This window comes from Streptomyces sp. NPDC001536, from assembly GCF_042894505.1.
In the GTDB taxonomy this organism is placed as follows: domain Bacteria; phylum Actinomycetota; class Actinomycetes; order Streptomycetales; family Streptomycetaceae; genus Streptomyces.
In genome coordinates, this window is record NZ_JBIAVQ010000003.1 from 67,782 (window position 1) to 86,478 (window position 18,697).

Genomic DNA, 18,697 nt, shown 5'->3' on the forward strand with positions numbered 1-18,697 from the left:
CGCCCGAAGACGCACAGGACGGCTGACGAACCCGTCTGCATGCTCCAACGGCGCGGTGCCCGCCAGGGTTCCCGATCTTCTTGCGGGGCTGGGCCCTTCGGGTCAGCCGCCGTAGACGTGGGGCGCGAGCGTACCGACGAACGGGAGGTTGCGGTACTTCTCGGCGTAGTCGAGGCCGTAGCCCACGACGAACTCGTTGGGGATGTCGAAGCCCACCCACTCGACGTCGATGGCGACCTTCGCGGCGTCCGGCTTGCGCAGCAGGGTGCACACCTTGAGCGTCTCGGGCTCGCGCGAGCCGAGGTTGGACAGCAGCCACGACAGGGTCAGGCCGGAGTCGATGATGTCCTCGACGATCAGGACGTGCTTGCCCTTGATGTCGGTGTCGAGGTCCTTGAGGATCCGGACGACACCGGAGGACTGGGTGCCCGCGCCGTACGACGACACGGCCATCCAGTCCATCGTGACAGGGGTGGACAGCGCCCGCGCGAGGTCGGCCATGACCATCACCGCGCCCTTGAGGACGCCGACGATGAGCAGGTCCTTGCCCGCGTACTCCGCGTCGATCTTCGCGGCCAGCTCCACGAGCTTGGCGTCGATCTCTTCCTTGGTGATGAGCACCTCTTTGAGGTCGGTGCCCATGTCTTTCGCGTCCACCCGCATCACTTTCGGTCGTCCCACCGGCTGTCCGCCCCGAACGGGGCGTAAGGATTCAGCCTTGCCGAAGAATCCTCAGCCTTGCCGAATCACCAGTCTGCCACCCTGGCGCTGGGCGACGACCTTGCCGGGAAGATTGATGGCTCCCTGGCCGCGCCAGCCGGTGATCAGCCGGTCGACTTCCTCGATGTGGCGGGCGAAGAGCGAGCCCGCGGGCGCGCCTGCCTCGATGGCGGCGCGGCGCAGGACGCGGCGGCGCACGGCGGGCGGCAGGGCGTAGAGCTTGGCGCACTCGAGGAGGCCGGCGGCGTCGCGGACGGCGGTCTCGGCCTGGCTGGCCCAGGCGTCGAGGGCGTCGGCGTCGTCGCGGGAGAGCTGGGCCGTACGGGCGAGTGCCTCCACGACGCCTTTGCCGAGGGCCTTCTCCAGGGCGGGCAGGCCTTCGTGGCGCAGGCGGGAGCGGGTGTACGCGGGGTCCGCGTTGTGCGGGTCGTCCCAGACGGGGAGCGACTGGACCAGACAGGCCTTGCGGGCGGTCTGGCGGTCGAGCTGGAGGAAGGGGCGGCGGTAACGGCCGTCGGCCCCCGAGACCGCGGCCATTCCGGACAGGGAGCGGATGCCGGAGCCGCGGGCCAGGCCGAGCAGGACGGTCTCGGCCTGGTCGTCGCGGGTGTGGCCGAGCAGGACGGCGCAGGCTCCGTGGCGTGCGGAGGCGGCGTCGAGGGCGGCGTAGCGGGCGTCGCGGGCGGCCGCTTCGGGTCCGCCGTCGCGGCCGACGGTCACGGCGATGGACTCGACGGGGTCGAGACCGAGTTCGCGCAGGCGCAGGGCGACTTCGTCGGCGCGCAGATCGGAGCCGGGCTGGAGGCCGTGGTCGACGGTGACGCCGCCCGCGCGGATGCCGAGTTTGGGGGCCTCGAACGCGAGTGCGGAGGCGAGGGCCATGGAGTCGGCGCCGCCGGAGCACGCCACGAGCACGAGCGGCGAGGGCGGGCGCTCATGCGGGGTCTTCTCGGCGGAGGTCTGATGGTCGTTGAGGATGTCGTGGAGGACGCGGCGGACCGCCAGGCGTATCGCCGCGACCGCAGGATGGGGACCCATGTCCGGTTCCCTTCATGAAGTTTTCGGGGGGGTGAGCCCGAGTTCGGTCACTCAGAGTGTGTAGATGGTGACAGAACCGGGCCGTTCCCCGAGCATTGCACGCCTACCCAGGGCCCACGGTCCCTCGGACGGGTGATTGAAGGGGCGTTCGCCTGCCGTCGGCCGGTTTTCTTTCACGACCCTTCCGCGGGGCTCACGACTCCGCCTTGCGGTGCACCCGCGCGATCCAGTCCGCCGGTTTGGCGATCTCCGTCTTCGTCGGGAGGGTGTTCGGGGAGGTCCACACGCGGTTGAAGCCGTCCATGCCGACCTCGTTGACGACGGCCCGTACGAAGCGTTCGCCGTCGCGGTACTGCCTGAGTTTGGCGTCCAGACCGAGCAGCTTGCGCAGGGCCATGTCCAGGCGGGAGGCGCCCTTGGCGCGACGCTGCTGGAACTTCTCGCGGATCTCCTGGACGGTCGGTACGACTTCCGGACCCACTCCGTCCATCACGAAGTCGGCGTGGCCCTCCAGGAGGGACATCACGGCGGTGAGGCGGCCGAGGATCTCCCGCTGGGCGGGCGTCTGCACGATCTCCACCAACGACCGTCCGCCGTCGTCCTCCTCGCCCTCGGGCCGCCCGCCGGCGAGCGACTGGGCGGCTTCCCGGATGCGTTCCAGGACGGTCATGGGGTCGACCTCGGTCTCCCCCAGGAACGACTGGATTTCGCCCTCCAGGTGATCCCGCAGCCAGGGCACCGCGGTGAACTGCGTGCGGTGGGTCTCCTCGTGCAGGGTCACCCACAGGCGGAAGTCGTGGGGCTGTACGTCGAGTTCGCGCTCCACGTGCACGATGTTCGGCGCGACCAGCAGGAGGCGCCCGCCGCCATTGGCGCCGGCGGGGAGTTCACGGGTGGCGGGGGCGAAGGTCTCGTACTGGCCGAGAACGCGGGAGGCCAGGAAGGACAGCAGCATCCCCAGTTCGACGCCGGTCACCTTGCCGCCGACGGCGCCGAGGACCGCGCCGCCGGGAGTGCTGCCGCGCCGCTCCTGCATCTTGTCGAGCAGGGGCTTGAGGAGTTCCCGGAAGCCGGCGACGTTCGCCCTGACCCAGCCCGGGCGGTCCACGACGAGGACCGGGGTGTCGTGGGTCTCCTCGGTACCCATTCGAGTGAAGCCGCGGACATGTTCCTCCGAGGCCTTGGCGTGCTTGCGGAGCTCGGCGACGACGGCCCTGGCCTCGTCTCGGCTCACCTCCGGGCCCGGCCGCACGAGCCGGGTCGCGGTCGCCACCGCGAGATTCCAGTCGACCATCTCGGCACCACCGATGCTCGTCATGCGTCAACCGTACGTGAGCGTTCCCGCTTGGGGCAGGCCACAGAGGTCGGTTGCGGCTGGCGTGCAGCGTGAAGACGCCCGGGACGGATGTGCGCGACGCGGTGGCGATACGGCGGTGGCGGCGCCCCCGGTCAGCGGCAGCCGCACGCCGCCAGTGCCGTGGCGGTGCGGTCCAGCGCCAGTTGCGCCGCGTCCTTGCTCGTCGTGTTCGACGCGAGGAAGGCGAACGCCAGCAGCCGGCCGTCCTGGTCGACCACGGTTCCCGCCAGGGTGTTCACGCCGGTCAGCGTGCCCGTCTTGGCGCGTACGACGCCGGCCGCGCCGTCCGTGTAGCGGGTGCTCAGCGTGCCGGTGAAGCCAGCGATCGGAAGGCCGGTGAGGACGGGGCGGAGTTCGGGGTGGGCCGGGTCGCCCGCCTTCACCAGGAGGGCCGTCAGCAGGTCCGCGGTGATTCTGTCCTCGCGGTTCAGGCCGCTGCCGTCCTTGAAGGAGGCGCCGGCGACCGGGAGTTCGAGCTTCTTCAGCTGCGCCCGGATCGCCGCGCCACCGCCCTCGAAGTCGGCGCGTACCTTCGTCGCCACGGCCGTCTGGCGGGCCAGGGCCTCCGCGATGTCGTTGTCGCTGTTGGTCAGCATGCGCTCGACCAGGGCGGACAGGGGCGCGGAGGAGACCTCGGCGAGCGTCTTCGCGCGGCTCGTCGCCTTGGAGGGGCCGGGGGAGGTGGTCGTGATCCCGGCGTCCTCCAGGAAGCCGGCGAACTTGCGGGCCGCGTCCAGCGCCGGGTTCTCCACCCGGATCGCCGTGCCGCTGGTGCTGTCGTCGGTGCGGCCCTCGTCGGCCATCAGGGCGCTGACCGGGGCGAGGTTGTCGTTGTCGGCGCCGATGGGGTGGATCCCGGAGCCCGCGAACAGGGTCGTGTCGTACGAGAGGGTGACCTTGCGTACGTCGTCCTTCTTCAGCGCCTCGGCGGTCTCGGTGGCTAGTTCGCGCAGGCTGGCGGAGCCGTCGGCGTCCTTGCGGGCCGTCAGCGTGGGGTCGCCGCCGCCGACGAGGACGAGTTCGCCCGTGTCGGATTCCAGGGCCGCGCGCGTGGTGAGGCGGTGGTCGGCGCCCATCGAGGACAGGGCGGCCACCGCGGTGGCGATCTTCGTCGTGGAGGCGGGGGTGAGGGCGGTGTCCACACCGGTGCCGTACAGGTGCTTGCCGGTGGCGACGTCGACGACCTCGGCCGCACGGATGCTGCCGAGCGCCGCGTCCTTGAGGAGCGGGCCCAGCACGTCCGCGAGGGCCGGTCCGTTCGGCGCCGACTTCACCGTGGAACCGGCGCCGCCGAGGCCGGTGAGGACGGAGGCGGCGCTGGGAGCGGGCTTGGGCGCCGCTTCCGTCGTAGTCGAATCGCGACCGTGATCTGCGCCACCCGTGTGCTCCAGGGCGGCGGCCCGGTCCCGCTCGGCCGTACGCTGACCGGAGGAGTCCCAGGGGCCGGCGGCCGTCACCACGACGGCGGTCAGTGCCAGTCCCGCGGTGGCGGCTCCGGCCGTGTACTGCCAGGTTCTCGGCCTCGTGACCTGCACCGACAGGGTTCGGCCGAGTCGCGTGACCCGCGGCTTCGCGGCGGTCGCGGCCCGGGCCAGACGGGGTCGTACGGCGTTCGCGACCCGCACCACATGCGGTCTCGCGGCCCGCCAAGGCCTCAGTTCAGGCACGACCACCAGCCCCTTTCGCGATCACACACCGGCGTGAGGGACACTTAACCACCAGAACTATGTGCTGATCATGGAGGAGCCACCGGTGGAGTTCGACGTCACGATCGAGATTCCGAAGGGTTCGCGGAACAAGTACGAGGTGGACCACGAGACCGGTCGGATCCGCCTGGACCGTCGACTCTTCACCTCGACCGCCTACCCGACCGACTACGGATTCGTCGAGAACACCCTCGGCGAGGACGGCGACCCGCTGGACGCGCTGGTCATTCTTGACGAGCCGACCTTCCCGGGCTGCCTCATCAAGTGCCGCGCGATCGGCATGTTCCGTATGACGGACGAGGCCGGCGGCGACGACAAGCTGCTGTGCGTGCCGGCGACGGACCCGCGCCAGGAGCACCTGCGTGACATCCACCACGTCTCCGAGTTCGACCGCCTGGAGATCCAGCACTTCTTCGAGGTCTACAAGGACCTGGAGCCCGGCAAGTCCGTAGAGGGCGCCAACTGGGTCGGCCGCGTCGACGCCGAGGTCGAGATCGAGCGCTCGTACAAGCGTTTCAAGGAGTCGGGCGGCCACTGAGCCTCCTGATGCCCCACGGGCCGCACGCACACGCGTGCGGCCCGCTGTGTGTCTGTGCGCATACTGGTGCGAACCGGTGCGTACACAGGAGCTGTGAGTGACGGAAGCGGAGGACCGCAAACCGCAGTCGGACGAGGCTCGGAGTGGCTACGACCCCGAGATCACGTCCGAGTTCGCGATCCCTCAGGGGCTGGCCGTGCCCAGAGGCGGCACCGAGCCGGAGACGACGAGCGAGTTCGCCGTCCCCGACGGGCTGGACGTGCCGCAGGTGCCCTCGGCCGAGCCGGAGGGGTCGGCGTTCAACACGCCGCGCACCTACAGCGCCAGGCAGGCGCCCGCGTTCACCCCGGCGACCGGCATACCGGTGGTCAGTCTGACCAAGGACGTGCCCTGGCAGGACCGGATGCGCACGATGCTGCGGATGCCGGTGGCCGAGCGGCCCGCCCCGGAGTCGGCGCCGAAGGCCGAGGACGAGGGGCCTGCCGTCCCGCGCGTGCTCGACATGACGCTGCGTATCGGCGAGCTGCTGCTCGCGGGCGGTGAGGGCGCGGAGGACGTGGAGGCGGCGATGTTCGCCGTCTGCCGCTCGTACGGCCTGGACCGCTGCGAGCCGAACGTCACCTTCACCCTGCTGTCGATCTCGTACCAGCCGTCGCTGGTCGACGATCCCGTCACCGCGTCCCGGACGGTACGGCGGCGCGGCACCGACTACACCCGGCTCGCGGCCGTCTTCCACCTGGTGGACGACCTCAGCGACCCCGAGACGGCGATCTCCCTGGAGGAGGCCTACCGGCGGCTCGCCGAGATCCGCCGCAACCGCCACCCGTATCCGGGCTGGGTGCTGACCTCGGCGGGCGGGCTGCTCGCCGGCGCGGCCTCCGTGCTCGTCGGCGGTGACCTGATCGTGTTCGTCGCGGCCGCGCTGGGCGCCATGCTCGGCGACCGGCTGGCATGGCTGTGCGCGGGGCGCGGGCTGCCGGAGTTCTACCAGTTCACGGTGGCCGCGATGCCGCCTGCCGCCATAGGGATCGCGCTGACGCTGGCCGACATCGATGTGAAGGCCTCCGCGGTCATCACCGGTGGGCTGTTCGCGCTGCTGCCGGGGCGGGCGCTGGTGGCGGGCGTGCAGGACGGGCTGACCGGCTTCTACATCACCGCGTCGGCGCGGCTCCTGGAGGTCATGTACTTCTTCGTCGGCATCGTCGCGGGGGTGCTGATCATCCTCTACTTCGGGGTGAAGCTGGGCGCCGAACTCGATCCCGACGTGGCTCTGATCATCGAGGAGCGGCCGCTGTGGCAGATCGGGGCGGCGATGCTGCTGTCGCTGACGTTCGCGGTGCTGTTGCAGCAGGAACGCTCGACCGTGCTGGCGGTGACCCTGAACGGTGGGGTCGCGTGGTCGGTGTACGGCGCGATGCACTACGTCGCCGGGATCTCGCCGGTCGCCTCCACGGCGGTGGCGGCGGGGCTGGTGGGGCTGTTCGGGCAGTTGCTGTCGCGGTATCGGTTCGCTTCGGCGCTGCCCTACACGACGGCGGCGATCGGGCCTCTGCTGCCGGGTTCCGCCACGTACTTCGGGCTGTTGTCCATCGCGCAGAACAACGTGGACAAGGGGCTGGTGTCGTTGGCCACGGCGGCGTCGCTCGCCATGGCCATCGCCATCGGGGTCAACCTCGGGTCGGAGATCTCGCGGCTGTTCCTGCGTATTCCGGGGGGAGCGGCTTCGGGGCGCAGGGCGGCGAAGCGGACCCGTGGGTTCTGAGCGCCTGAGAGCTCGGGGTGTCCTGCACGCTCGGCGACTGCGGGTCGTACATGGCTGATCGCGCAGTTCCCCGCACCCCTGAAGGGGCGCCTCAGTAACCCTGGTTGGGCGGGTACTGCTGGTTCTGGCCGCCGCCGTACTGCTGCTGGTCGCCGTATCCCTGGGGGTACTGCTGGGGGTACTGCTGGGCGTACGGCTGCTGCTGTTGCTGGGGCTGCGGGGCGTAGTACTGGTCGTAGCCGTACTGCTGCTGGCCCTGGTGGCCGTAGCCCTGGTCGTTCTGGTTGCCGTACTGCTGGTGCTGATCGTCGTCCGACGGGATGCGGCGGAGCTGGGTCGTGGCGTCGTCCATCGGCGGGGGCTGGTAGGCCTGGGGCTGGGGGGCCGGGGCCTCGGCGGCCGCCTTCTTGTTCTTGGAGCGCTCGCGGACGTACTCGATGATGATCGGGACGACCGAGACGAAGACGATGAGGACGAGGATCGCCTCGACGTTCTTGTGGATGATGTCGATCTGGCCGAGCCAGTAACCCGCGAGGGTGACGCCGGTGCCCCAGGCGATACCACCGATGATGTTGTACGTGAGGAACGTGCGGTACTTCATCCGGCCGGCACCCGCCACGATGGGGGCGAAGGTGCGCACGATCGGCACGAAGCGGGCCAGGACGATCGCCTTGGGGCCGTACTTCTCCATGAACTCGTGGGCCTTGTCCAGGTTCTCCTGCTTGAAGAGCTTGGAGTTGGGACGGTTGAAGAGCTTGGGCCCGAAGAACTTTCCGATCATGTAGCCGACCTGGTCACCGATGACGGCCGCCAGCACGATCAGGAAGCAGACCAGCCACAGCGGCTGGGTGATGTACTCGCCCTGGGCCACGAAGAGCCCCGCCGTGAACAGCAGCGAGTCGCCGGGCAGGAAAGCGAACAGACCCGACTCCGCGAAGACGATCAGCAGGATGCCGGGCAGGCTGAACGTCTCGATCAGATAGTTCGGACTGAGCCACTCGGGGGCGAGCGCGAGCGTGGTCACGGGTCTGTGGCTCCTGGTGCTGGGAGACGGGCTGGGGCTGGCTGCCCAAACGTATCAACGCAGCCGTCACAACCCAGGTTCCATACGGTCCTCCAGGATGCACTGTGCGCCCGCTGGGACAAAGCTGTGGGGCATGGGAATCGAAGAGTACGGCGGCGGTCAGGGACCCCAGCCGGACGTTCTGGTCGTGACCACGAACGACGTACCCGGCTTCCGGGTGCAGGAGGTTCTTGGTGAGGTGTTCGGGCTGACGGTCCGCTCCCGGCATCTGGGGAGCCAGATCGGCGCGGGCCTGAAGTCGATGATCGGCGGTGAGCTCAAGGGGCTCACCAAGACGCTCGTGGAGACCCGCAACCAGGCCATGGAGCGGCTCGTCGAGCAGGCACGCGCGCGTGGTGCGAACGCGGTGCTGATGTTCCGCTTCGACGTGACCGAGGCGGCGGACGTCGGCACCGAGGTGTGCGCGTACGGGACGGCCGTGATCCTGACCCGGGAGTAGGCCTCCTCCCGGGCCGGGACCTCACAAGGTGTGCCGGGCCGCGTTCGCGTCGATCGCGGCCCTGAGGTGCTCGGCGAGACCGGGGCGCATGGAGTCGTAGAACGCCTTGAAGCGCTCGTCGGACACGTACATCTCGCCCAGACACCGGTGCATCTCGTACGGGCACTCGTAGTACCAGCCGCAGATGTGCCGCCTGTGTTCCTCGGCCATGTCCATGGCCGCCTCGGACGCCGGCGGTTCACCGGCTGCCATCAGGCCGCTGTAGCGCTCACTCCAGTCGGCCACTTCGGCCTGCATACGCTTCCAGTCGGCCTTGGTGTAGCTCGCGGCGCGGCGCTGCGACTCGGCGTACGCCTCCGTGCCGCCCCAGCGCTGCTCCGCCTCCTCCGCGTACTGCTCCGGGTCCTTGTCGCCGAAGACCTCGAACCGCTCCTCGGGCGTGAGGTTGATGCCCATCTTCCGTGCCTCCATGGCCTGCTCCACGGCCTCCGCCATCTTCCGCAGCTTCTCGATCCGGGCGGTCAGCAGCTCGTGCTGGCGGCGCAGGTGGGTGCGCGGGTCCGCGGCCGGATCGTCGAGCAGGGCGGCGACCTCGTCGAGCGGGAAGCCGAGCTCCCGGTAGAACAGGATCTGCTGCAGCCGGTCGAGGTCGGCGTCGCTGTAGCGCCGGTGGCCCGCGTGGCTGCGCTCGCCGGGGGCGAGCAGTCCGATGTCGTCGTAGTGGTGCAGTGTGCGCACCGTCACTCCGGCGAAACCGGCGACCTGTCCCACGGAATAGCTCACTTCGTCCGCTCCCTTCTCGGTACGTCCACCACGGTGAGGCCTCACGCCACGTGAGGTGCAAGCCCGTTCCGTTTCGGGTCCCGTGCCGGATCCTCCAGATGTCGCGCCGGATTTGTCCGTTTATCGTGAGCCTGTGGCCCAGGACACCGCGCAGCAGGCAACGGCAGCCCCGGCCCGCGCGCTCCTGCCCTTGATCCTCCCCGCTCTCGTCGTGGGCGTGGGCGCGAGTCTGCTCCTTGTCGGAGTGAGCGCGGCAGCCGAGGCGCTCCAGCATGTGCTGTGGCAGAACCTGCCCGATGCGCTGGGGATCGGCCGGTACTCCGTGCTGTGGACGATCGTCATGCTCACCGCCACCGGTGTGGCGGTCGGCCTCGTGGTGTGGAAGGTGCCGGGGCACGCCGGCCCCGACCCGGCCACCATGAGCCTGGACGCCCCCGTCCTGCCGCCCGCCGTGCTGCCCGGGCTGCTGCTGGCGACCGCGCTGATGCTCGCGGGCGGACCCAGCCTGGGCCCCGAGAACCCGATCATCGCCGTGAACGTCGGGCTCGCCTTCTGGCTGGGCTGCCGGCTGCTCCCCCGGGTGCCGGGCGGGGTGTGGGCGGCGCTGGCGGAGGCGGCGACGATCGGCGCGCTGTTCGGCACCCCGGTGGCGGCGGCGCTCGTCATCTCCGAGGCGCTGGCGGGGCGGCAGCTCAAGGGGGCGCTGTGGGACAACGTCTTCGCGCCGCTCGCCGCGGCCGCCGCGGGTGCCGTGACGACCACTCTGGTGGCCGATCCGACCTTCGATCTGCATCTGCCCGCGCTCGGTCGGCCCGGCTGGGGCGATCTGCTGGCGGCGCTGGTGATCGCGTCCGCCGCCGCGCTGCTCGGCATGTGCGCCGTCCGTGCCTTCCCCTACGTCCACGGCGGCTTCGCGCGGCTGCGCCATCCGATGCTCGCGCTGCCCGTCGGCGGGCTCGTGCTCGGGCTGCTGGGGGCGCTCGGCGGTCACCTCACCCTCTTCAAGGGGCTGGACGAGGTCGGGGAGATCGCGGCCGACCCCGACGGCTGGACGGCCGGGGAGTTCGCCACGATGGCGGTGGTGAAGCTGGCCGCACTGCTGGTCGCCGCGTCCTGCGGCTTCCGCGGCGGGCGGATCTTCCCGGCCGTGTTCGTGGGCGTCGCCTTCGGGCTGTGTGCCCATGCCCTGGTGCCCGCTGTCCATCCCGCGGTCGGCGTCGCCGCCGGGGTGCTGGGCATCCTCCTCGCCATCACCCGGCAGGGCTGGGTGAGCCTCTTCACCGCCGCCGTGCTGGTGTCCTCGCCGGCGATCATCGCCCTGCTGTGCATCGCCTCGCTGCCCGCCTGGCTGCTGGTGACCGGCCGCCCTCAGATGCAACTGCGCGCAGACGGAACCCCGGTCCGCTGAACCCCACCCCAGAGGAGTCGATCGATGCCGCTCCACCAAGGCCCCGAGAAGCCCGACCAGCGCCCCCTGTACGTCAACCCCTTCTTCGGCGAGGCGAATCCGGTCGCCGGTATGACCGAGGCCCCGCCCAAGCACCGGCTCCCGGACGCTCCCCTGCCGCCCCCGACGGCGTACCAGCTCGTCCACGACGAGCTGATGCTGGACGGCAACTCCCGGCTCAACCTCGCCACCTTCGTCACCACCTGGATGGAACCGCAGGCCGGGATCCTGATGGCCGAGTGCCGCGACAAGAACATGATCGACAAGGACGAGTACCCGCGCACCGCCGAACTGGAGCGGCGCTGTGTGGCGATGCTCGCCGACCTGTGGCACGCCCCCGACCCCTCGGCCGCCGTGGGCTGTTCGACGACCGGCTCCAGCGAGGCGTGCATGCTCGCCGGAATGGCGTTCAAACGGCGCTGGAGCAAGCGGAATCCGGCGCCCGGTGCCCGACCCAATCTCGTCATGGGGATCAACGTCCAGGTCTGCTGGGACAAGTTCTGCAACTTCTGGGAGGTGGAGCCCCGCCTCGTCCCCATGGAGGGCGACCGCTTCCACCTCGATCCCCAGGCCGCCGCCGCCCTGTGCGACGAGAACACCATCGGTGTCGTCGGTATCCTCGGCTCCACCTTCGACGGCTCCTACGAGCCGATCGCCGAGCTCTGCGCCGCCCTCGACGAACTCCACGAACGGACCGGCCTCGACATCCCCGTGCATGTCGACGGCGCGTCCGGCGCCATGGTCGCACCCTTCCTCGACCCGGAACTGGCCTGGGACTTCCGGCTGCCGAGGGTCGCCTCCATCAACACCTCGGGGCACAAGTACGGGCTCGTCTACCCGGGCGTCGGCTGGGCGCTGTGGCGTGACAAGGACGCCCTGCCCGAGGAACTCGTCTTCCGGGTCAACTACCTGGGCGGCGACATGCCGACCTTCGCCCTCAACTTCTCCCGGCCCGGCGCCCAGGTCGTCGCGCAGTACTACACCTTCCTGCGCCTGGGCCGCGAGGGCTACCGGGCCGTGCAGCAGTCCACCCGGGACGTCGCCCTGCGCCTCGCCGAACAGGTGGAGGCGCTCGGCGACTTCCGGCTGCTGACCCGGGGCGACCAGCTGCCGGTCTTCGCCTTCACGACCGGCCACGACGTGACGGCGTACGACGTCTTCGACGTGTCCCGGCGGCTGCGGGAGAGCGGCTGGCTGGTCCCGGCGTACACCTTCCCGCCGAACCGGGAGGACCTGTCCGTGCTGCGGGTGGTGTGCCGCAACGGCTTCTCGGCCGATCTCGCCGAGCTGTTCGTGGAGGACCTGCGCCGACTGCTGCCGGAGCTGCGCCGCCAGCCACACCCGCAGACCCGGGACAAGGAGGCGGCGACCGGGTTCCACCACTGAGCCGGATTCCGGCGTCGAGCGGGGCGGCCGATCCGGGTCCGTCAGGTGCCGTCGCCCAGGTCGAAGGTGGTCCAGTGGACCCCGTCGGCGGATATGCGGTACCTCCCGGCGCCGAAGCTGTCGCCCCACAGATAGCCGAGCGGGGTCGTGCTCACCCAGCCCTGTGGTCCCCGGCCTCCGGAGCGGGTGAAGGAACGGCCGTCATCGGTACTGCGCCAGACGCCGTCCTCGCCGTGGATCGTGAGGCTGCCGTCGGCGGCGGCGATCGGGGCACCGAGGATCGAGCGGGGTTCGACTCCCTTGCGGTGCCTCCAGACCTGCGCCCAGGTGCGGCCGCCGTCGCTGCTGCGGTGGATCGCGAGGAGGCCGTTCTTCACGTCGTCCTCGTCAAGCAGCTGTCCGTGGTGGGCGGCGTAGAGCACCGAGCCGTCGGTCACCACGCTCATGGTCCAGCCCTTCGGTCCGGCGGGCATCGCGGACGTACGCCAGCTGTGCCCGCGGTCCTCGCTCACGGCGAGCGCGGGGTCGCCGGAGCGCGGGTCGAGGCCATAGGTGTAGAGCCGGGCGCCGATCCGGCCCGCCGGGGTCACGACCCCCTTGAGCGGAGGCTGGTGGGCCAGGATCCGGTACTCCCCTGTGTCGGGCATCACCGCCACCAGACGGGACCGGGCGCATCCGTTGCCCTCCTCGTCGGGCCGTGAGCAGTCCTCGACCAGGACCCCTCCCTCGGGGACCGTCGGCGTGGTGCCGGTCGGCTCGGTGGTCGCCGCTCGCCAGCTGTCCCCCGCGTCGCCGGTGAACCACGTGCGTTCCGGCGGCGGCCACCTGCCCTCGGTGATCAGCGCGCGGCCGGGTCCGAGGACGACGAGTCCGGCGGTGATGCCGAGGTCGCCCTTCACCTCCGGAAGCGGCGAGGACCTCAGTCTCCAGGCCCCGGCACCCTTCTCCAGCACGGCGACTCTCTGCACACACCGGGTCTTCCCGCACTCCGCGAGCAGCGCGAACCCGCTGCCGTCCGCGGCGAACCCGACATCGACCGCGCTTCCGGGCAGTCCTGTCCCCGACGGGATACGGGCGGGCGCCGCCGCGTGAGAGGCGGAGACCCGCCCGCCCGACTCCGTCCGGGCACATGCCGCCATCACGGCCAGCAAGCCCAGCACGACGGCCACCACGACCGCCGCCCTTCCCCTGACCCACTCCATGCCGTCCCCCCGATCCCGGTCCGCGCTGCACCGACATCTCTGGTACACCGCTCACCGCGCCGGGGTTCCCACTTCCTCACGACGACTTTCCGGACGGCCCGCGCGGGCCGGTCACGAAGGCGGGGCGGGCCGCGTGCCTGCCGAGACAGCCCGGACTACTTGCTCAGCGCCCCGAACCGCCGTACCGCCAACGGAAAGAACACCGCCACCAGCGCCACCGGCCACACCACCGCCGCCCACACATGCCCCGGCTCACCGCCGGGCCCGCCGAACAGATCCCGTACCGCCGTGGCCGTCTGGGACATCGGGTTCCACTCCACGACCGTCCCCAGCCAGGCCGGCATGGACTCCGGCGTGGCGAAGGCGTTGGACAGGAAGCCCACCGGCCAGACCAGGATCTGCACGGCCTGCACCATCTCCGGCTTGCCCGCGACCATCGCCAGGTGGATGCCGATCCAGAGCATGGCGAACCGGAACAGCAGCAGAAGGCCGACGGCGCCGAGGAAGCCGGACACCCCGCCGTGGGCACGCCAGCCGAGCGCGCAGGCGACGCCGATCATCACCGCCAGGCCCAGCGCCGACTGGAGCATGTCGGCCACCGAACGCCCCACCAAAACCGCCCCGTTGGCCATGGGCATCGCCCGGAAGCGGTCGATGACACCCTTGTTGAGGTCCTGGGTGACGGAGAGCATCGTGCCCTCCAGACCGAAGGCCATGGTGAGCGCGAGCATCCCGGGGACCAGGTAGTCGACGTAGTCACCGTTCACGCCCCGGCCGCCGCCGACCAGGTACGCGAACATCAGCAGGAGCATCACCGGGAAGACCAGCCCGACCACGACCTGCACGGGCTGGCGCGCCCAGTGGGCGAGTTCGCGCCGGGTCATGGTCCAGGAATCGGTCAGCGCGTACGTACTCACGCGGTCTCCTTCGCTCGTCGGTCCCCGTCCGTGAGGTGCAGGAACACCTCGTCCAGCGTCGGCCGCCGCAGTGCCACGTCCTCCGCCTCGATCCCGGCCTCCTCCAGCGCCCGCAGGACGCCGGAGAGCGCCGCCATCCGGTCGGTGACCGGGGCGCTGAGCAGCCGGCGGTCGGTGTCGACCGAGACGCCCGCCCCGCCCAGCGGCAACAGGGCCACCGCCGCGCCCAGTTGGCCCTCGTCGCGCACTACGACGTCGATGCGGTCGCCGCCCATGAGAGCCTTCAGCTCGTCCGGCGTGCCGTCGGCGATCACCCGGCCGGCGTCGACGACCGAGATGCGGTCGGCGAGCTGGTCGGCCTCGTCCAGGTACTGGGTGGTCAGCAGGACCGTCGTACCGCCGCCGACGAGGGTGCGGACCGCGGACCACACCTCGGCGCGGCCGCGCGGGTCGAGGCCGGTGGTGGGTTCGTCCAGGAAGAGCACCTCCGGCTCGGTGATCAGGGAGGCCGCGAGGTCCAGGCGGCGGCGCATGCCTCCGCTGTAGGCGCGGACCTGTTTGCGGCCGGTGCCGGTCAGGTCGAAGCGCTCCAGGAGCTCGTCGGCACGCGCGCGTGCCCGGCGGGCGCCCAGGTGGTAGAGGCGGCCGAACATCTCCAGGTTCTGCCGGCCGCCGAGTTCCTCGTCGAGCGCCGCGTGCTGGCCGAGCAGGCCGATGCGGAAGCGCACCTCGTGCGCCTGCCGTACGACGTCGTGGCCGGCCACCTCGATACGGCCCGCGTCCGGCCGGAGCAGGGTGGACAGGATGCGGACCAGGGTCGTCTTGCCCGCGCCGTTCGGCCCGAGCACTCCGTGCACCGTGCCTCGCCCGACCTCCAGGTCGAGGCCGTCCAGTGCGTTCTTTGCGGTGGTGCCACCGCCGTACCTCTTGCGTGCCCCTTCGACGATGATCGCCGCGTCGGCCACTGGGACTCCTTCGCTAGTCAAACTTGACTACCAGCTCGAAGCTAATACCCCGGGCTCGATTGGTCAAACTTGATTAGTGAGCATCCTCCGGATGCCGCTCCCCCGTCGCGTACGGGTTCTCCTGGTCCTCGGCGAGGACGCCGACGAACGGCTCGCCCTCGCCCGCGAAGGTGTAGGCGCCGCCCTCGATCCGGGAGATCAGCCCCTCGGTCCACTCGGCCTCCGCGTCGGCCGTGTGCACCCAGAGGTTCATGATCTCGCCGATGTGACCGAGCTGCTCCGGCCCCTCCTCGGGGATGTAGTGCTCGGTGACGGCCGAGCGCCACTCCTCGATCCTGCGGGTGCGCTCCTTGAGGAGGGCCACCGCCTCGGCCCGCGGGAGGTCGACCATGCAGCCGATGGCCGCCGACTTCATGTCCATCTTCTGGTCGTACGAGGTCAGCGCCTCGCGCACCAGACCGAGGTACTCCTCGGTGCCGGCCTCGGTGATCTCGTACTCCGTGCGCGGTGGTCCGCCCGCGGTGGACGGCGCGATCTCGTGCGCGTGCAGCAGTCCCTGCTTGGCCATCTGCTTCAGGGCGTGGTAGATCGAGCCGGGCTTGGCGTTGGACCACTCGTGAGCGCCCCAGTACTCCAGGTCGTTGCGCACCTGGTAGCCGTGGGTCCGCCCGTGCTGGCGCACCGCGGCCAGCACGAGGAGACGGATGGTTGACATGCGGTCCAGGTTATGGCCTCAACTCTGCGCCAGTCCCACCAGCTCGAAGGCCGTCTTTCCGTCGAGGGACTCGCGGATGATGTCGGCGTGGCCCGCGTGCCGGGCCGTCTCGCGGATCAGGTGCAGAACCAGCCAGCGCATGGAGACCGACTCGTCCGGCGGGAACCAGGGGTCGTTCGGGAGCGCGAAGGTGTCGTCGAGGCTGGGCACCGAGCGGATGAACGCCTCCGTCTCGGCGGCGACCTTCTCCCAGTACGCGAGCTGCTGCTCCACGGTCTCGCCGTCGACCAGCACGAAACACTCGTGCCAGTTCGACTCGTCCCGCTTCACCGCCGGTGCCTCGCCCTTGGCCCGTGCGACCCAGCCCTGCTCGGTCTCGGCGACGTGCTTGAGCAGGCCCGCCAGGGACAGTTCGCTCGCGCTGGGCCTGCCGGAGGCCTGTTCGTCGGTCAGTCCGAGCACGGAGCGCCTGATGCCGCCGCGCTGTTCGGCGAGGAAGGAGAGCAGGGCGCCGCGCTCGTCGCCGTGGGCCTCGGCTCGCACGTGAGTGACCATGACCGGCCGCCTTTCGTCTTTCGTCCTGGGTCAGCTGGCGCTGCCTGACACCTACGAAGTTACGGACCCTTGCGGTCAGGTTCTGTCCGCAAGGGAGCGCCCGGTAAAGGTCCGTCGAGAACCTTCGCCGCCGGCGGCCTGCGGTGCGTATGTCATGCCGGGGAGGATCGTCGCGGCGGGCCTGTCGTCGCCTGACTGCGGGCCGGGCTGTTCTCGCCCCCGCCGCCCCTACCCGTCCCATCCTCCAGGGGCGTGCCGCCCCTTCAACCCCTGCACCCAGGGGGCTCCGCCCCCTGGACCCCCATCGGCCCGAAGGGCCTCGTCCTCAAACGCCGGACGGGCTGAGAGCAGCGGGCGGGCGGGGATCGGGACGGCCAACCCTCGTCCTCGAACACCGGACGGGCTGAGATCAGCGGGTGGGTGGGGGATCGGGACGGCCAGCCCTGGTCCTCGAACGCCGGATGGGCTGAAAACACGGACCGGCACCGTGAGGCGCAGCCACCTGCGGGTGGGTGGCGGAACGGCGAACGTCCGCACCGACCCGCCCTCGAAACGGCGAAGCACGCGGTCGGCCCCGCAGGGATCGGGTGCCGGCCGCGTGCTCGGTTCAGTTGGTGTCCGTCAGAACGGGAAGCCGCTGCGGCCGTGCTGTACGGAGATCCACTTCAGGGTGGTGAAGGCGTCCAGCATGGTCTCGCCGTTCAGGCGGCCCACGCCGGAGCTCTTCTCGCCGCCGAAGGGGACGATGGGCTCGTCGTGGACGGTGCCGTCGTTGACGTGGAACATGCCGGTGTCGATGCGCTTGGCGAAGTTGACACCGCGCTCGATGTTGGCGGTGTGGACGGCGCCGCTGAGGCCGTACGGGGTGTCGTTGACGACGCGGACCGCCTCCTCCTCGCCGTCGACCGGGATGAGGAAGGCGACCGGGCCGAAGACCTCCTGGTGGAGGAGGGCGGAGTCGGCCGGGATGTCCGTGAGGACGGACGGAGAGACCAGGTTGTCAGTCGTCTCGCCGCGCACCAGGGCCGTCGCGCCCTCGGCTATCGCCTGCTCGACGGTGCTCGCGAGGGCGTCCGCCTGGGAGGAGTTGATGACCGGGCCGATCACCGTCTCCGGGTCGCGCGGGTCGCCCACCTTGAGGCTCTTGACCTTCGCGACGAACTTCTCGGTGAACTCGTCGGCGATCGAGCGGTCCACGAGCACCCGGTTGGCGGCCATGCAGACCTGGCCCTGATGGACGTACCGGCTGAAGACCGCGGCGTCGACGGCGTAGTCGATGTCCGCGTCGTCGAGCACCACGATGGCGCTGTTGCCGCCGAGTTCGAGGACCGAGCGCTTGAAGTGCGAGGCGGTGACGGTGGCGACGTGGCGGCCGACCTTGTCGGAGCCGGTGAAGGAGATGACCTTCGGGACGGGGTGCTCGATGAAGGCGTCGCCGATCTCCGCGATGTCGGTGACCACGACGTTCAACAGACCCTTGGGAAGGCCCGCGTCCTCGAAGATCTTCGCGACCAGGGTGCCGCCGGTGATCGGGGTGTTCTGGTGCGGCTTCAGCACGACGCCGTTGCCGAGCGCCAGGGCCGGGGCCACCGACTTGAGCGAGAGGAGGAAGGGGAAGTTGAAGGGGCTGATCACCCCAACCACGCCTACCGGTACGCGGTAGACACGGTTCTCCTTGCCGTCGATCGGCGACGGGATGATGCGGCCCTCGGGGCGCAGCGACAGATGGATCGCCTCGCGCAGGAACTCCTTGGCGAGGTGGAGCTCGAAGCCAGCCTTGACGCGGGTGCCGCCGAGCTCGGCGATGATCACATCGGTGATCTCCTGCTCGCGCTCCTGGATCAGGCCGAGCGCCTTCTCGAAGACTCCACGACGGGCGTACGGGTTGGTCTCGGCCCACTCCTTCTGGGCGCGGGCGGCCGCCTGGTACGCCTCGTCGACCTCGTCGACCGTGGCTATGGTGATCGACGCCAGCTTCTCGCCGTCGTACGGGTTGAAGTCGATGATGTCCCAGGATCCGGTCCCCGGGCGCCACTCACCGTCGATGTACTGCTGGGCCAGATCAGTGAAGTACGACGACATG

The 18,697-nt window shown here is 70.4% G+C and carries 17 protein-coding genes; 5 read left to right on the forward strand and 12 right to left on the reverse strand.

The annotated features are described in order from the left end of the window. Window positions 1-102: 102 nt before the first annotated feature. The 4 genes from hpt to dacB all read right to left on the reverse strand — a co-directional run bounded on the left by hpt (window position 103) and on the right by dacB (window position 4,788). Window positions 103-663, reverse strand: a complete 561-nt coding sequence (gene hpt / locus ACFY0U_RS09240; protein ID WP_046260375.1) for a hypoxanthine phosphoribosyltransferase — start codon at window positions 661-663, stop codon at window positions 103-105. Window positions 664-732: 69 nt separating this feature from the next. Then, window positions 733-1,758 carry a tRNA lysidine(34) synthetase TilS gene (gene tilS / locus ACFY0U_RS09245; protein WP_388632571.1) on the reverse strand — a complete coding sequence of 342 codons (1,026 nt, stop codon included), beginning with the start codon at window positions 1,756-1,758 and terminating at the stop codon, window positions 733-735. 193 nt (window positions 1,759-1,951) lie between these two features. Further along, window positions 1,952-3,076 carry a zinc-dependent metalloprotease gene (locus tag ACFY0U_RS09250; RefSeq protein ID WP_388632574.1) on the reverse strand — a complete coding sequence of 375 codons (1,125 nt, stop codon included), beginning with the start codon at window positions 3,074-3,076 and terminating at the stop codon, window positions 1,952-1,954. 131 nt (window positions 3,077-3,207) lie between these two features. Continuing rightward, window positions 3,208-4,788: a D-alanyl-D-alanine carboxypeptidase/D-alanyl-D-alanine-endopeptidase gene (gene dacB / locus ACFY0U_RS09255; RefSeq protein ID WP_388632577.1), complete on the reverse strand. Its 1,581-nt coding sequence runs from the start codon at window positions 4,786-4,788 to the stop codon at window positions 3,208-3,210. A gap of 79 nt (window positions 4,789-4,867) precedes the next feature. On the opposite strand from dacB, the gene ACFY0U_RS09260 reads away from it, so the two are divergent. Together ACFY0U_RS09260 and ACFY0U_RS09265 are read left to right on the forward strand one after the other, a co-directional pair. Next, window positions 4,868-5,359: an inorganic diphosphatase gene (locus tag ACFY0U_RS09260; RefSeq protein ID WP_046260371.1), complete on the forward strand. Its 492-nt coding sequence runs from the start codon at window positions 4,868-4,870 to the stop codon at window positions 5,357-5,359. Between the two features lie 97 nt (window positions 5,360-5,456). Beyond that, a complete protein-coding gene (locus ACFY0U_RS09265) occupies window positions 5,457-7,121 on the forward strand; it encodes a threonine/serine exporter ThrE family protein (protein WP_388632581.1) in 1,665 nt (554 codons plus the stop codon). A gap of 91 nt (window positions 7,122-7,212) precedes the next feature. Here the strand turns inward: ACFY0U_RS09265 and ACFY0U_RS09270 are convergent, their stop codons facing one another. Further along, window positions 7,213-8,145, reverse strand: a complete 933-nt coding sequence (locus ACFY0U_RS09270; protein ID WP_388632584.1) for a DedA family protein — start codon at window positions 8,143-8,145, stop codon at window positions 7,213-7,215. 133 nt (window positions 8,146-8,278) lie between these two features. Here ACFY0U_RS09270 and ACFY0U_RS09275 point away from each other — a divergent pair, with 133 nt between their 5' ends. Beyond that, entirely contained in the window at window positions 8,279-8,644 is a 366-nt protein-coding gene (locus ACFY0U_RS09275; RefSeq protein ID WP_388632587.1) for a YbjQ family protein, read from the forward strand. A gap of 21 nt (window positions 8,645-8,665) precedes the next feature. Here the strand turns inward: ACFY0U_RS09275 and ACFY0U_RS09280 are convergent, their stop codons facing one another. After that, window positions 8,666-9,427, reverse strand: a complete 762-nt coding sequence (locus ACFY0U_RS09280; protein WP_388632590.1) for a MerR family transcriptional regulator — start codon at window positions 9,425-9,427, stop codon at window positions 8,666-8,668. A gap of 133 nt (window positions 9,428-9,560) precedes the next feature. Here ACFY0U_RS09280 and ACFY0U_RS09285 point away from each other — a divergent pair, with 133 nt between their 5' ends. Beyond that, a complete protein-coding gene (locus ACFY0U_RS09285) occupies window positions 9,561-10,835 on the forward strand; it encodes an ion channel protein (RefSeq protein WP_388632592.1) in 1,275 nt (424 codons plus the stop codon). 24 nt (window positions 10,836-10,859) lie between these two features. Then, on the forward strand, window positions 10,860-12,260 hold the full coding sequence (locus ACFY0U_RS09290) for a glutamate decarboxylase (protein WP_388632595.1): 1,401 nt from the start codon (window positions 10,860-10,862) through the stop codon (window positions 12,258-12,260). A gap of 41 nt (window positions 12,261-12,301) precedes the next feature. Here ACFY0U_RS09290 and ACFY0U_RS09295 read toward each other — a convergent pair whose 3' ends face one another. The 6 genes from ACFY0U_RS09295 to ACFY0U_RS09320 all read right to left on the reverse strand — a co-directional run bounded on the left by ACFY0U_RS09295 (window position 12,302) and on the right by ACFY0U_RS09320 (window position 18,696). Beyond that, window positions 12,302-13,462, reverse strand: a complete 1,161-nt coding sequence (locus ACFY0U_RS09295) for a sialidase family protein (protein ID WP_388632598.1) — start codon at window positions 13,460-13,462, stop codon at window positions 12,302-12,304. Between the two features lie 155 nt (window positions 13,463-13,617). Next, the gene (locus tag ACFY0U_RS09300; RefSeq protein WP_388632601.1) at window positions 13,618-14,379 is read right to left on the reverse strand and encodes an ABC transporter permease; all 762 of its coding nucleotides are present in this window, start codon (window positions 14,377-14,379) and stop codon (window positions 13,618-13,620) included. Beyond that, window positions 14,376-15,344: an ATP-binding cassette domain-containing protein gene (locus ACFY0U_RS09305; RefSeq protein ID WP_388632604.1), complete on the reverse strand. Its 969-nt coding sequence runs from the start codon at window positions 15,342-15,344 to the stop codon at window positions 14,376-14,378. Before ACFY0U_RS09305 ends, ACFY0U_RS09300 begins: the two co-directional genes overlap by 4 nt. Window positions 15,345-15,417: 73 nt before the next feature. Beyond that, window positions 15,418-16,059, reverse strand: coding sequence for a PadR family transcriptional regulator (locus ACFY0U_RS09310; RefSeq protein ID WP_388632607.1), 642 nt, complete (start codon window positions 16,057-16,059; stop codon window positions 15,418-15,420). Window positions 16,060-16,077: 18 nt separating this feature from the next. After that, entirely contained in the window at window positions 16,078-16,614 is a 537-nt protein-coding gene (locus ACFY0U_RS09315; RefSeq protein ID WP_388632610.1) for a DinB family protein, read from the reverse strand. A 621-nt stretch (window positions 16,615-17,235) separates the two neighbouring features. Then, the gene (locus ACFY0U_RS09320; protein ID WP_388632613.1) at window positions 17,236-18,696 is read right to left on the reverse strand and encodes an aldehyde dehydrogenase family protein; all 1,461 of its coding nucleotides are present in this window, start codon (window positions 18,694-18,696) and stop codon (window positions 17,236-17,238) included. Window position 18,697: the final 1 nt, after the last annotated feature.

Excerpts from the sequence above, each read along its gene's own strand:
- hpt (WP_046260375.1), bottom strand. The coding sequence starts at position 663 with ATGCGGGTGGACGCGAAAGACATGGGCACCGACCTCAAAGAGGTGCTC.
- tilS (WP_388632571.1), bottom strand. The coding sequence starts at position 1,758 with ATGGGTCCCCATCCTGCGGTCGCGGCGATACGCCTGGCGGTCCGCCGC.
- ACFY0U_RS09250 (WP_388632574.1), bottom strand. The coding sequence starts at position 3,076 with ATGACGAGCATCGGTGGTGCCGAGATGGTCGACTGGAATCTCGCGGTG.
- ACFY0U_RS09275 (WP_388632587.1), top strand. The coding sequence starts at position 8,279 with ATGGGAATCGAAGAGTACGGCGGCGGTCAGGGACCCCAGCCGGACGTT.
- ACFY0U_RS09290 (WP_388632595.1), top strand. The coding sequence starts at position 10,860 with ATGCCGCTCCACCAAGGCCCCGAGAAGCCCGACCAGCGCCCCCTGTAC.
- ACFY0U_RS09295 (WP_388632598.1), bottom strand. The coding sequence starts at position 13,462 with ATGGAGTGGGTCAGGGGAAGGGCGGCGGTCGTGGTGGCCGTCGTGCTG.
- ACFY0U_RS09310 (WP_388632607.1), bottom strand. The coding sequence starts at position 16,059 with ATGTCAACCATCCGTCTCCTCGTGCTGGCCGCGGTGCGCCAGCACGGG.
- ACFY0U_RS09315 (WP_388632610.1), bottom strand. The coding sequence starts at position 16,614 with ATGGTCACTCACGTGCGAGCCGAGGCCCACGGCGACGAGCGCGGCGCC.
- ACFY0U_RS09320 (WP_388632613.1), bottom strand. The coding sequence starts at position 18,696 with ATGTCGTCGTACTTCACTGATCTGGCCCAGCAGTACATCGACGGTGAG.